At 62.7% G+C, this 13,543-nt stretch carries 12 protein-coding genes, 1 pseudogene and 1 riboswitch; of the genes and pseudogenes, 10 read left to right on the top strand and 3 right to left on the bottom strand.

Going from position 1 to position 13,543, the window contains the following annotated elements; all coding sequences use genetic code 11:
- From AC0L3E_RS18895 to AC0L3E_RS18875, 5 genes and pseudogenes are all read left to right on the top strand, one after another.
- Positions 1-321 (top strand): annotated as a pseudogene (locus AC0L3E_RS18895) (S-(hydroxymethyl)glutathione dehydrogenase); the annotation flags it as partial.
- 70 nt (positions 322-391) lie between these two features.
- On the top strand, positions 392-862 hold the full coding sequence (locus tag AC0L3E_RS18890) for a YaiI/YqxD family protein (protein WP_127259597.1): 471 nt from the start codon (positions 392-394) through the stop codon (positions 860-862).
- Between the two features lie 31 nt (positions 863-893).
- Complete coding sequence (locus tag AC0L3E_RS18885; protein WP_128308433.1) at positions 894-1,571, top strand: DUF1345 domain-containing protein; 678 nt, start codon at positions 894-896, stop codon at positions 1,569-1,571.
- A 97-nt stretch (positions 1,572-1,668) separates the two neighbouring features.
- A complete protein-coding gene (locus AC0L3E_RS18880) occupies positions 1,669-2,547 on the top strand; it encodes a cytochrome b/b6 domain-containing protein (protein WP_128308434.1) in 879 nt (292 codons plus the stop codon).
- Position 2,548: 1 nt separating this feature from the next.
- Positions 2,549-3,340 carry a molybdopterin-binding protein gene (locus AC0L3E_RS18875; protein WP_473605346.1) on the top strand — a complete coding sequence of 264 codons (792 nt, stop codon included), beginning with the start codon at positions 2,549-2,551 and terminating at the stop codon, positions 3,338-3,340.
- A 31-nt stretch (positions 3,341-3,371) separates the two neighbouring features.
- Here AC0L3E_RS18875 and AC0L3E_RS18870 read toward each other — a convergent pair whose 3' ends face one another.
- Positions 3,372-4,169, bottom strand: a complete 798-nt coding sequence (locus AC0L3E_RS18870) for a maleate cis-trans isomerase family protein (protein WP_128308436.1) — start codon at positions 4,167-4,169, stop codon at positions 3,372-3,374.
- A gap of 221 nt (positions 4,170-4,390) precedes the next feature.
- Between AC0L3E_RS18870 and AC0L3E_RS18865 the strand changes: the two genes are divergently transcribed.
- Positions 4,391-5,671: a D-amino acid dehydrogenase gene (locus tag AC0L3E_RS18865; RefSeq protein WP_128308437.1), complete on the top strand. Its 1,281-nt coding sequence runs from the start codon at positions 4,391-4,393 to the stop codon at positions 5,669-5,671.
- Positions 5,672-5,678: 7 nt separating this feature from the next.
- Positions 5,679-6,407: a GntR family transcriptional regulator gene (locus AC0L3E_RS18860; RefSeq protein WP_473605344.1), complete on the top strand. Its 729-nt coding sequence runs from the start codon at positions 5,679-5,681 to the stop codon at positions 6,405-6,407.
- 57 nt (positions 6,408-6,464) lie between these two features.
- On the opposite strand, the gene AC0L3E_RS18855 is transcribed toward AC0L3E_RS18860, so the two are convergent.
- Entirely contained in the window at positions 6,465-7,466 is a 1,002-nt protein-coding gene (locus tag AC0L3E_RS18855) for a hypothetical protein (protein ID WP_128308439.1), read from the bottom strand.
- Positions 7,467-7,709: 243 nt separating this feature from the next.
- Positions 7,710-7,796, top strand: a riboswitch (glycine riboswitch).
- A 149-nt stretch (positions 7,797-7,945) separates the two neighbouring features.
- Here AC0L3E_RS18855 and gcvT point away from each other — a divergent pair.
- The 3 genes from gcvT to gcvP are packed head-to-tail and all read left to right on the top strand — an operon-like array spanning position 7,946 to position 12,248.
- Positions 7,946-9,046: a glycine cleavage system aminomethyltransferase GcvT gene (gcvT, locus tag AC0L3E_RS18850; protein WP_128308440.1), complete on the top strand. Its 1,101-nt coding sequence runs from the start codon at positions 7,946-7,948 to the stop codon at positions 9,044-9,046.
- A 5-nt stretch (positions 9,047-9,051) separates the two neighbouring features.
- A complete protein-coding gene (gene gcvH, locus AC0L3E_RS18845; protein ID WP_128308441.1) occupies positions 9,052-9,420 on the top strand; it encodes a glycine cleavage system protein GcvH in 369 nt (122 codons plus the stop codon).
- A 17-nt stretch (positions 9,421-9,437) separates the two neighbouring features.
- Positions 9,438-12,248, top strand: a complete 2,811-nt coding sequence (gene gcvP / locus AC0L3E_RS18840) for an aminomethyl-transferring glycine dehydrogenase (RefSeq protein WP_473605342.1) — start codon at positions 9,438-9,440, stop codon at positions 12,246-12,248.
- Here gcvP and AC0L3E_RS18835 read toward each other — a convergent pair whose 3' ends face one another.
- The gene (locus tag AC0L3E_RS18835; RefSeq protein WP_473605341.1) at positions 12,249-13,424 is read right to left on the bottom strand and encodes a GGDEF domain-containing protein; all 1,176 of its coding nucleotides are present in this window, start codon (positions 13,422-13,424) and stop codon (positions 12,249-12,251) included.
- Positions 13,425-13,543: the final 119 nt, after the last annotated feature.

Raw genomic sequence — 13,543 nt, 5'->3', positions numbered from 1 at the left:
ACCGGCAGCACCAAGGTGATGCGCCAGGCGCTGGAAGCCTCGCATCGCGGCTGGGGCAAGTCGGTCGTCATCGGCGTCGCCGGTGCCGGCCAGGAGATCTCGACGCGGCCGTTCCAGCTGGTCACCGGCCGCACCTGGATGGGAACCGCCTTCGGTGGCGCGCGCGGCCGCACCGACGTGCCCAAGATCGTCGACTGGTACATGGACGGCAAGATCCAGATCGACCCGATGATCACTCACACGCTGAAGCTCGAGGACATCAACAAGGGTTTCGATCTCATGCATGAGGGCAAATCGATCAGAAGCGTCGTGGTTTACTGAGGAAGATACCAGGCCGCCGCCCAATCGGCCCGCGACCTCTGTGGTTCACAAGTGGGAGGAGAAAAGAAACATGAGCGAACTCCCCGCCATTCTCGTCGATGCAGACGCCTGCCCGGTCAAGGCCGAGGTCGAAAAAGTGGCCGACCGGCATGGCATCGTTGTCACCTACGTCTCCAATGGCGGCCTGCGGCCATCGCGCGATCCGATGGTGCGCAACGTGGTGGTCTCCAAGGGCGCTGATGCCGCCGACGACTGGATCGTCGACAATGCACGCACCAACGACATTGTGATCACCGCCGACATTCCGCTGGCCGCCCGCGCGGTGGCACTCGGCGCGCATGTGCTTGGGCCAACGGGGCGCCCCTTCACGCCGGAAACGATCGGCATGGCGGTGGCGATGCGCGACCTGAAGCAGCATCTGCGCGAGACCGGCGAAAGCAAGGGCTACAATGCCAGCTTCGCGCCGCAAGACCGGTCGCGGTTTCTCGGCGAACTCGACCGCATCTTGCGGCGGGCGCTCAAATCCGCCACACCAGACTAGAAACCGAGCGCCATCCAAGGTTGGAACCGACATGGCTGCCGAAACCCCCGTGAAGTCTCCCATTCAGCGCCACATGTTGTTCGCTGTGTCGGCCTGCGTTGGCGTCTTTGCGCTTCTTGTGGCGTTGCTGCTGCACGCCCCGCTCGCCTATTCGATCGGCGCCAACGCATTCTTTGCAGCCTATGTCATTCTCGTCGTCGCCCAGATGCCGAAGTTCACCGGCAGGTATCTGAGCAAGAATGCGCGTGCCACGGACCAGCCGGTGCTGGTCATCTTCGCTGTGACGCTTGTCGTCGTCGGCGTTGCCGTTATCTCATTGTTCCTACTGATCAATCAGAAGGACAGAAGCCATCCCGTCGAGCTCACCTTCGCGCTGCTGTCGATCCCGCTCGGCTGGTTCACCATTCATGCCATGGCAGCGCTCCATTATGCTCATGTCTACTGGATGGACGGCGATGCTGTGGATGCCGAGACCAGGAAGAAAATCCCTGTCGGCGGACTGCTGTTCCCGGGTGACAAACGGCCGGAGGGCTGGGATTTCCTGTACTTCTCGACGGTGATCGGCATGACGGCACAGACCGCCGATACCAACATCTCGACCACGCATATGCGTCGTGTCGTGCTTGTCCATTCCATCCTGTCGTTTTTCTTCAACACGGTCATCGTCGCTGCCGCCGTCAATCTCGCCGTCAGCCTAGGCGGTCCGTAATAAATCCGTGATCGGATGAAACATCGGTTTGGATCGCGACGTATCAGGAGGACAATGAACGCGCAGGCCATGCCGCGAGGCCGGGAGACGAAAGACGATGGAATCCGTTGCCAGAAGCCAATCCGCCGCCGATCCAGGCGCTTCTGCGTCGAACGACAAAACGCTGATTTATCGTCAGTCTCGCTGGACGCGGCTGACGCATTGGCTCTGGGCCATCTCCTTGTTCTTCATGCTGCTGTCAGGCCTGCAGATCTTCAATGCCCGTCCGCAGCTCTATATCGGCAAAGAATCGGGCTTCGAATACAACAACACCATCTTCGCCATCGGCGCCGAGAATTCCGATGCGGGTCCGCGCGGCTACACGGAAATCTTCGGGCATCGCTTCGACACCACTGGCGTGCTCGGCTGGTCGGGTCCGGCCGGCCAGGAGACGTCCCGCGCCTTCCCGTCCTGGGCGACCATCCCATCCTACTATGATCTCGGCACCGCGCGCGTCATCCATTTCTTCTTTGCCTGGATACTGACCACGACGTTGATCGTCTGGTTTGTCGCCAGCACCGTGAACGGCCATCTGCGGCGCGATCTCGCGCCACGCCTCGACGATTTGAAACGATTGCCGCAAGACATCGTTGACCACGCCAAGCTCAAATTCCACCACAGGCGCGAATACAACACGCTGCAGAAGATGGCCTATGGCGGGGTGCTGTTCGTGCTGTTGCCGCTGATGATCATCACCGGTCTGGCCATGTCGCCGAGCATGAATTCGGTGCTGCCGTTCCTCAACGATCTGCTCGGTGGCCGGCAGACGGCACGCACCATCCATTTCACCGTCATGGTGCTATTGGTCGCCTTCTTCGTCGTCCATATCCTGATGATCCTGGCCGCCGGCCCGATCAACGAACTGCGCTCGATCATCACCGGCTGGTATCGGACAGATCCTCCCGCACAGGACGATACAGCCGAGAGGAGTGCCTGACATGGCAAAATTCCAGATCAGCCGCCGCAAATTCCTGACCGGTGCCAGTCTTGGCGTCTCCGGCATCATGCTGTCGGGCTGCGACGCCTTCGACAGTCAGCTAGGTGTTGGCAGCGGCCTGCGCAGTTTCCTCGAAAACGCCAATGGCCTGACCTACCGCGCACAGCGGCTGCTTGCCGGAAGTGACGCGCGGGCCCCGGAATTCACCGAGGCCGACATCCGCCAGCCGCAGCGGCCGAATGGTGTCACCGCTCCCGATGACGATGTCTACAAGGGCTTGCTCGCCAACAACTTTGCCGACTGGCGACTGGAGGTTTCAGGCCTTGTCGAGAAGCCGCTATCGCTCAGCCGCGAGCAACTCCAGAATATGCCGAGCCGCACCCAGATCACCCGCCATGACTGCGTCGAAGGCTGGAGCTGCATCGCCAAATGGACCGGCACGCCGCTGTCGCTGGTGCTGGACCAGGCGATGGTCAAACCGCAGGCGCGTTACGTCATGTTCCATTGCCTCGACACGATCGACCGCAGCCTGTCGGGCGACATCAAATATTACGGCAGCATCGACCTGGTCGATGCCCGCCACCCACAGACGATCCTCGCCTATGGCCTGAACGGCAAGCCGCTGCCGGTCGAGAACGGCGCTCCGCTGCGGGTTCGCGTCGAGCGCCAACTCGGCTACAAGATGCCGAAATATCTCTACAAGATCGAGCTGGTCGACGGCTTCGCCACTGTCGGCGGCGGTCGCGGCGGCTATTGGGAAGACAATGGCTACGACTGGTACGGCGGAATCTGAGCTGAACACCGCAATTCCGGCTCTGAAGATGCTAGCCTAGCGAGCGGCGAAACAGTTCGCCCTTTCCGGCAATCTGCTCGCCAATGCCGCCAAGCCGCAGCATATGCCAGGCAAGTGCATGGTTGCTCGAGGTTACCGGTTTCCCCAGTTCCTTCTCGACGTCCTCGATGATGCGGGCAACGCGCATGCTGGTGCAGGAAACGAACACCGCCTCACAGTCGCTCGACGCACCGATTTCCAAGATGGCCTGCTTGACCGATGCCGGTGTGATGCGTGCAACGACATTGTCGTCCGCCTCGTTGAAGGAGCCCATGACCGGAATATCCATCCCCCGCGCCATCAGCGATGCACGTAGCGAATGATTGATTTTCGCCAGATAAGGCGTGAGCAGCGCGATCCGCGAGACGCCCAGGGCCTTCAGCGCCGCCCGTGCCGCCGTCACCGGGTTGGTCACCTGCACGCCCGGCAGCACCTCGTGAACGCGTTCGGCGACCTTGTCCTCGCCTATAACTAACGCTCCTGACGTGCAGGCAAAGCCGATCACATCAAACTTGACGTCCGGCAAGAGCCCGACAGTTCCCGGGATGACGGCCGACATCTTCATCAGGTTTTCCGGCGTGATCTCGACATCGCTGTAGAGCCGCGCCTCGTACAGCGCGATGTCGCGCGCGGGCAGCGCATAGCGGAATTCATCCTCGATGGTCTGGTCGGTTCGAAGGACGAGCAGGCCGAGATTGGCGCGGGTGCCGATGCCGTCGTCGGTCTTGAAGGGAATGTGTTCCTTGTCGACGACAAGCGCATCGTCGGCGCGGCTAAGCGGGGCGTCCATGGCGCAGTCCCCTTCCTGATGCCAATCAGAATTGTCGACAATAGAAGCGACAACTTTGCCAAACGTGTCAAGAGCTCCGTTCCAATTTTGGGAACCGGGAAATGCCGGGATTTCGCCCTGTCTGAACGGTGAATCGATCGTCGACCCACGCGCCGTTGACAATGGCCAGCGTCGTCCTGTTGAATTGTCGACAATAGAAACGACAACCATTCGGGTCAGCGATGCGCATATTGATCTTGGGCGGTGGCGTTGTCGGGATCACCACTGCCTATCAGTTGCAGAAGGACGGCCACACGGTCACCGTTCTCGAGCAGGCATCACAGGTGGCCGAAGGGGCAAGCTGGGCAAATGCCGGCATGATCGCGCCCGGCCATTCCTTCGTCTGGTCATCGCCGGCCGCGCCAAAAATCCTGCTGAAGTCGCTGTTCCAGAAAGACCAGGCGCTTCGTTTCAAGCTCTCCGCCGACCCGCATCTCTACAGCTGGTCGCTGCGCTTCCTCATGCAATGCACGGCCGCCAAAGCGCGTCGCAACACCCTTCTCAAACATCGGCTTGCGGTCCATTCCCAATCGGTCCTGCAGGCGGTCGTCAGGGAGGAAGCGATCCAGTACGACAGGACATCGGCCGGCATTCTTTACTTCCACCGCAACCGCCAGGCGCTCGACAAGGGCATCGCCAACATGCGCCTGCTGGAGGCCGACGGCCAGGAGATCCGCATCATAGACGCGCAGGAAATCGTTGACCGCGAGCCGGCGCTGGCTTTGTCGCGCGGCAACATTGCCGGCGGCATATTGTGTCCGACCGACGAAACCGGCGACGCCGCCAAGTTCACGCGCGCGCTGGCGGCCATCGTCGAAAATAGGGGCGGCAAGATCCTGACAGGGACCAGGATCGTGGGGATCGAACGCAGAAAGGAAACGATCACCCGGATCGTCACCGACAAGGGAGAGTTTCTGGCCGACACCTACGTTCTGTGTCTCGGCGCCGAGAGCCCCGTCCTCGCCCGCAAGATCGGCCTTGGTCTGCCGATCTATCCGGTCAAGGGATATTCCATGACCATTCCCATCGTCGATCAGGCGCTGGCTCCAAAACTCCCTGTCATCGATGAGCACAATCTCGTCGCCATCACGCCGATGGGCGATCGCATCCGCGTGACCGCCACCGCGGAATTCGCGGGCTATGATCGCAGCCACAAGCCTTCGGATTTCGCCTTCATGAAGCGCGTCACGCAGGACCTGTTCCCGCGCGGCATCGCCTATGATCGCGCCGAGATGCGGGCCTGCCTGAGGCCCATGACGCCCGACAACCTGCCGATCCTCGGCCGGCGCGACATCCGAAACCTGTGGCTGAACACCGGGCACGGCCATATCGGCTGGACGATGGCGCATGGATCGGCCCGTATCGTCGCCGATCTGATCGCCGGCCGGGCAGCGCCGATCGCCCTCGACGGCATCCTTCCCACACAGGCGCGGTTCGCCGAACCAAGCGCCGCAAAGGCTTGACGACGCCATGCTCCGACCCACCAGGCAAAGCAACCGGGACAACAGCGCAGCGCTGGCATCCAAGCCGATCAAGACCGGCCCGCGTGTCTATGAAGAAATCCGTCGCATGGCGATGGATTATCGCTTCAAGCCGAACGAGCGCATCAACGAAGTGGCGCTTGCCGCCAGGCTGAATGTCAGCCGCAGCCCGGTCCGGGAAGCGCTCCAGCGGCTGGTCACGGAGGAACTCATCACTTTCCAGACCAATCGCGGCTTCTTTTGCCGGGGCTTCGATGTCGACGAGATCGTCAATCTTTCCGACGTGCGAGCGGTGCTCGAGGAGCGCTCCGTCAGGCTGGCGGTCCAGCGCGCGACAGATGAGGAGCTTGCCGCGCTCGTCGACTGGTGGGCGCTCACCATGGCGCGCGCCGACTCGTTTTCCAGCACTGAGCTGACCGCCAGGGACGAGGAATTTCACATCCGCATCGCCAGGCTGTCAGGCAATCCCGAACTGGCGCGCATGCTCGAAGGCATCAACACGCGCATCCATTTCGTTCGCAAGATCGAAGTGGAGAAGCACCGGCGATTGTCGACGACCTACACCGAACACAGCGAAATCGCCCGGGCCATGGTAGCCCGCGATGCCGACAGGGCCGCAAGGCTCATGCACGAACACATCGCCATCAGCGTCGCCGATGCCATGTCGACCGTCAGGGAAGGCTTGGCAAGGATATACATCGACGTCGACCAGATCTAATCGGGCAACCCCAGCTTTGACCGAGGCAACCCATACCGCTCAGGCAACCCCTACCGCTCAGGCGACCTTGTCGAGCAGCGGCCCCAGCGCCGGATGGATTTCCGGTGAGGCGTGCTTGATCAGGGTCAACAGCGCCCGTTCGTTCTCGTAAAGAGCCCTGTCGACGCCGATATGTTCGATCAGCCAGCCGGCTTCGCCGGCATCGATCGTCTCGGCGCGGCGGGCCAGAGCCTCGGCCGCCCTGTTCTTGGCTTCCCACTCGGCCTCGACGTCGCCTGGAGACCGATAGGCTTCCATGATGCCGGCAAGGCCTCCGGAGATCATGCGGCTGAAGAAGCCGCCGATTTCCGGATCGGCATGTTCGAGGAAGGCATCACGGCGCAGCGCCACATCGCGCGTCGGTGCTTCGTAGCCGGCCGAGCACATGACGAAATTGGCGATCGCCTTGACGAACAGCTCGTTCCAGGACGGATCGTTGTGCCCTTGAGCAGTGCACTCGTTGATCTTGAACAGCACCTCGGCCTCGGCGCGCGTGATGGCGATGTTGCCGTCGCCGCCATGGGCATGGAGGATCCGGCGCAGCAGCTCAACCTCCGCCTGTGCGATGAGGCCGGGAGCCAGCGTGCCGCCGAGCATCAGCGGCCCCATGCCGTCAATGACGGCATGCGCCACCTGCTCCAGCGCATAGACGCAAAGCTGGCTCGGCGACGATTTCGCCTGTTCCAGCACATGCACCAGCAATTCGAGCTCGGTCCGGCTGTCGACCATGCCATCGCGCGAGATCGTGCGGATCAGCCAGTCGGCATTGTCTTGCGAGATATAGCCCGACGGCTTTTCCTGGTGGACGATATAGTCGGTGACCGCCTCGACGAAGAAGGGCGGCCATTCCTGGCATTTGTCCTTCGCCGTTGCATCGAGCGCAAACAGCGCCTCGGCCTCGCCGCGCGTCACGACGCCATCGCCGAACACTTCATGGCGCAACATCGCCACGTCCTCCGCGGCGATGCGGCTTTTCGAGGTCAGCCCGGCCACCGGCGCGCTCATGATCAATTCGCCCATTTGTCGTCCCCGTCCGCCGTCGCCAAGCGCCAACCCCAAGCGTCATACAAGCCAACATATCAGCAGTGTCTTGAAAAACCGGCAAACGGCGTGGTTAGCGAAGACTTGTCGGCCAACGCATGTCGCCCAAAACGTGCCGCGGTTTTGAAGAATGGCATGCACGCGCTTTAGATGTCGCTGACAGGTGACAAGCCGTCGCGCGCGAGCTATGGATGGCGCGTCGAGGACTCAGGGTCTGAGTCCTACCTGTTTGCGGGAGAGAACAGCGAGAGCTGTCGCCGAAGGGGAAATCGCCCGAAATCTCTCAGGCAAAAGAACCGTAGACGGGAAAGACACTCTGGAAAGTCGGGGCTTGCCCCCGCGCCGAAGGTGTAAGCGCCGCTGACAGAGTTCCGGCTGCGCGAGTCTCTCAGGCTTCAGACAGAGGGGCACGGACTGGTCGCCATTCGCGACCGATTGCGTGCGACTCTGGAGACGACATGACGGGCGACGATACAAGACACCTACCCCTCGAAGACATCCATGTAACCGCCGGTGCGCGCTTTGGCGCTTTTGCCGGCTGGTCGATGCCGCTGACCTATCCGGCGGGCGTCATGAAGGAACATCTTCACACCCGCGAACAGGCCGGCCTGTTCGACATCTCGCATATGAAGCTGTTCGAAGTCAGCGGGCCGGAGGCGGTTGCGCTGCTCAACCGCGCTTGCCCCTTGGATGCAGGCGCACTCCAAATCTCACAGTCCAAACTGTCCTTTTTCCTCAACGAGGCAGGCGGCATCCTGGACGACCTCATCGTCACCAGACTTGGCGATAGCAGGTTCATGGTAGTCGCCAACGCAGGCAACGCCGTCGCCGATGAAAAGCATTTGCGTGCACTTGCCGCGGATTTCGACGCCAGGGTCGAGCCGCTCGACCGCGTCTTCCTGGCCATCCAGGGTCCTGAAGCCTGGGCCGCCCTTTCCCGCGCCGGCATCGAGACCGGCTCGCTGCTTTTCATGCATGGTGTCGAACCGCGCAAAAACTGGTTCATGAGCCGGTCGGGCTATACCGGCGAGGACGGTTTCGAGATCGGCCTGCCGGAAGCCGATGCACGCGGCCTCGTCGCCAAGCTGCTCGGCGACGAACGCGTGCTGTGGATCGGCCTGGCCGCCCGCGACAGCCTGCGGCTGGAGGCAGGACTGTGCCTGCATGGCCAAGACATCACGCCGGAGACCGATCCGGCCAGCGCCGCCTTGATGTGGGCAATTCCAAAGGACATCCGCGCTTCCGGCGCTTTCATCGGCGCCGATGCGCTCCGCGCCGCCGTGGAACGAGGACCCGCGCAAAAGCGGGTCGGGCTTAAGCCGGAAGGTCGCCAGCCGGTGCGTGGCGGTGCCGCGCTTTTTGACGCCGACGGCAATCCGGCCGGCCAGGTCACATCGGGCGGCTTCGGCCCCTCGGCCGGCCATCCGGTCGCCATGGGCTATGTCTCGACACCTCTGGCAAAGCCCGGAACGCGGGTCTTCGCCGATGTGCGCGGGACGAAAATCCCAGTCGATATCAGTTCCCTGCCCTTCACACCCCATCGCTACCGCAAAGGATGATCTCAATGGCAACGACCTATTTCACATCGGATCACGAGTGGCTCCGCGTCGAGGGCGGCGTCGCCACGGTCGGCATCACTGATTACGCGCAGGAGCAGCTCGGCGACCTCGTCTTCGTCGAACTGCCGGAGACCGGAAAAAAATTGACCAAGGGCGACATCGCCGTCGTGGTCGAATCCGTCAAGGCGGCATCCGATGTCTATGCACCGGTCGATGGCGAGATCACAGAGGCCAACGGCACGCTGTCGTCGGATCCGTCACTGGTCAACTCGGCCGCAACAGGGGCCGGCTGGCTGTGGAAGATGAAGCTTGCCGACGAAAGCCAGCTCGCCGGTCTCATGGATGAGGCCGCCTACAAAGCCCATATCGGTTGATATCAGGACTTATTGACATGACCGCAGCACCCTACCCCTTCTCGGCCCGCCATATCGGTCCCGGCCTCAACGACACCAGAGCGATGCTGGCCGCCATCGGCGTGCCCTCGATCGAGACGCTGATCAGCCAGTCCGTACCGAAGTCGATCCGGCTCGATCGGCCGCTTGCACTGCCAGCACCGGCGAGCGAGGCGGAAGCGCTGGCCGAACTCTCGGCTGTCATGTCCGGGAATACGGTGCTGAAAAGCTTCATCGGCGCCGGTTATCACGGCGTCCATGTCCCGCCGGTTATCCAGCGCAATCTGTTCGAGAATCCTGCCTGGTACACAGCCTATACCCCCTATCAGGCCGAGATCAGCCAGGGCCGCCTCGAAATGCTGTTCAATTTCCAGACGCTGGTCACCGAATTGACCGGCCTGCCGGTGGCCTCGGCCTCGCTGCTGGATGAGGCAACCGCCGTGGCCGAAGCCGTCGGCATCGCCTTGCGCCACCACCGCGACAAGCGCACCAAGGTCGCACTTGCCGGCACGCCGCATCCGCAGACGCTGGACGTGGTGCGCACCCGTGCCGAGCCGCTCGGCATCGAGATCGATGGCGAGACGATCGACGACAACACCGCCGCCCTGCTTGTCTCCTGGCCGGATACATTTGGCGTCTATGGCGACCACAAGGCAGCGATAGACAAGGCGCGCGCGACCGGGGCTATCGTCGTCTTCATCGCCGACCCGCTCGGCCTGACGCTGACCGACGCGCCGGCCAAGCTTGGCGCCGACATCGCCGTCGGCCCGATGCAGCGCTTTGGCGTGCCGATGGGCTTTGGCGGCCCGCACGCGGCCTATTGCGCCGTCTCCGACAGGCTGACGCGGCTGATGCCTGGCCGCCTGGTTGGCCAGTCCACCGACAGCAAGGGGCGACCCGGATACCGGCTTGCCTTGCAGACGCGCGAACAGCATATCCGCCGCGACAAGGCGACCTCCAACATCTGCACCGCGCAGGCGTTGCTCGCCAACATGGCGACTGCCTATGCCATCTGGCACGGCCCCGCCGGGCTGCAGGCGATTGCCGGGCGCATCCACACGCTGGCCAATCGTCTCGCCTCCGGGCTCAAAGCAGCAGGTATCTCCGTGCTCGGTTCAAGCCGCTTCGACACGGTGACGGCGGAGGTGAAGGGCAAGGCAACTTCGATCGCCACTGCGGCTGAAAAGGGTGGCAGATTGCTGCGTGCCGTCGATGCCGACCATATCGGCATTGCCTTCGACGAAACTTCGACCGAGGCCGATCTCGACGCAATAGCGGCCCTGTTCGGCGCCAAGGCTGGTGTCTCCGCCGACAGCACGGTGCCCGGCAAGCCGCGCGGCAAGGAGTTCCTGACCCAGCCTGTTTTCCACGAAAACAAGTCGGAAACCGAGATGATGCGCTTCCTGCGCCGGCTGGCCGACAAGGACCTGGCGCTCGACCGCGCCATGATCCCACTGGGGTCCTGCACCATGAAGCTCAACGCCGCCGCCGAGATGATGCCGGTGAGTTGGCCGAGCATTGCCAATCTGCACCCTTTCGCCCCGGCCGCGCACTCGACAGGCTACCGGGCCATGATCGGTGAGCTGGAGGGCTGGCTGTCAGAGATCACCGGATTCGACGCCGTCACCTTGCAGCCCAATGCCGGGAGCCAGGGCGAATATGCCGGCCTGCTCGCCATCCGCGGCTATCACCGCTCACGCGGCGACAACCACCGCACCGTCTGCCTGATCCCCTCCTCGGCGCATGGTACCAATCCCGCGAGCGCGGCGATGGCCGGCATGAACGTCGTCGTCGTGCGCTGCACCGAAGACGGCAACATCGACATGGACGACATGAAGGCCAAGGCGGCTGAACATGCGCAAAATCTCGCGGCGCTGATGTTCACCTATCCCTCGACGCATGGCGTGTTCGAGGAAGGCGCACGCGATCTCTGCGCACTGATCCATGAGCATGGCGGCCAGGTCTATTTCGACGGTGCCAACCTCAACGCGCTGGTCGGGCTTGCCCGTCCCGGCGACATTGGCGCCGATGTCTGCCACATGAACCTGCACAAGACCTTCTGCATACCGCATGGCGGCGGCGGACCCGGCATCGGGCCGATCGGCGTCAAGGCGCATTTGAAGCCGTATTTGCCCGGCCATGTCACCGAAGGCTCGGCGCACGCCGTCTCCGCCGCCCCCTTCGGCAGCGCCTCGATCCTGCCGATCACCTGGATGTATATCCGCATGATGGGCGCCTCGGGCCTGAAGCAGGCGACCGAGACGGCGATCCTGTCCGCCAACTACATCGCGACGCGGCTCGGTGCGCATTTCCCGGTGCTCTACAAGGGCAGGCAGGGACGCGTCGCGCATGAATGCATCCTCGACACCCGTGTGCTCAAGGAGAGTGCCGGCATCAGTGTCGACGATGTCGCCAAGCGCTTGATCGACTATGGTTTTCACGCGCCGACCATGTCCTTCCCGGTCGCCGGCACGCTGATGGTGGAGCCGACCGAGTCCGAGCCCAAGCGGGAACTCGACCGCTTCTGCGAGGCCATGATCGCCATATCGGCAGAGGCAGCAAAAGTCGCCAGGGGCGAATGGCCTTTGGCCGACAATCCGCTGGTCAACGCGCCGCACACCGCCGCCGAGGCGCTGGCCGGCCAGTGGAACCATCCCTACTCGCGCCTGGAAGCGGCCTATCCGGCCGGCGACGCCGACACGGCAGCCAAGTACTGGCCCCCGGTGTCACGCATCGACAATGTCGCCGGCGACCGCAACCTGGTCTGCTCGTGCCCGCCGCTGTCGGATTATCTGGGTGCCGCGGAGTAACTACGCTGAGCGCAAGGCCGGCTTGATCAGCTCGGCCTTGCCTATCCTCTTGCGGCTGATGACGCAATTTCGTCCGGCGCGTTTGGCGGCATAGAGCGCCGCGTCCGCCTCGGCGAGCACGTTGTCCAGCCTGCTGCCGCTTGCCTCGCCAAAGCCGATGCCGCCGCTGACCGTGCTGCGCAACTTGCCGAGCTGGGTGGGGACGATTTCGGTGCCGAACGCCACGCCGATCTTGCTGGCGAGATCGTAGGCCTTTTCATCCGTCATCCGCGACATGACGATTGCGAACTCCTCGCCGCCAAGACGAAAAGCGTCGACGCCGGGCCGGGCATATTTCTTGATGACGGCGGCAAAACGGCACAAGACCTGATCCCCTACCGGATGACCGTAGACATCGTTCGTCCGCTTGAAATGGTCGAGGTCGAACATGACGATGGACATGAACGGACCGAAACTCCGTTCGCCGTAGAGCGACGTCAATGCCCGGCGGTTCAGCAACCCAGTCAGCGGGTCGGTCATGGTCTCGGCCTTGAGTTCAATTTGCGCCTGCAGATGATGGAGGGAGAGCGTCAACGCTCCAAGCCCGGTCATGCAGGCGACCGCCACCACGGAATTCAATCGTTCGGCCCAGTTGTCGGGCGCAACCCCGAGCGTCCATTGCCCCTTGGTCAGCAGAACCACGCCGCAAAGCGCAAACGACATCGCGCAGGTGCCGCTCAGAAACGAAACCACCAGAAGGATGCGGCGGTCGTGACTGCCGTTGATCCAGAACATGGCGCCGATCGCCGACAGCAGCGCCGTCACCGTGGTGTAGGTGACGATGAAGCCAAAGCCGTCAAAGCCCATAAAGGTCACGACGGCACAAATGGCCATGGCGGCTAGCGCCGGTGCAACGGCGCGTCCGTAGCCGGGCACCCCCAGAAATTGCATGGCCGACAAGCAGATGATCAGGAACCCCAGGCTGAGCAGTGCAAGCACGATCTGGCAAAGCAGCGGATCGGGATCCTTGGTGTACCGCCAGAACAGGATCACATGCGCGACGAGCACCAGAATTCCGCACGCAACCGTCAGCACGAAACCTGCCTTGGGCGCGGTGAACCAGATCGCAAACATGGTGACGCTAAGGCATATGCCCGACAGCGCGGCTGCGAGCAGGAGCGAACTGAAGTCCAGCATATCGGGCAAGGGCCTCTTGAGCGTCGGCGGTTGCGCTGCATTCTAAGTCAGCGGCAGCCCTCAGATACGGGTTTTCAGGCAATCCATCGATGCAACCTGCGGATAGGGTTTACAAAGCG

This window comes from Mesorhizobium sp. WSM4822 (assembly GCF_055811155.1).
Note: the sequence above shows the minus strand (reverse complement) of the source record. Positions and strands in the feature narration are given on the sequence as shown.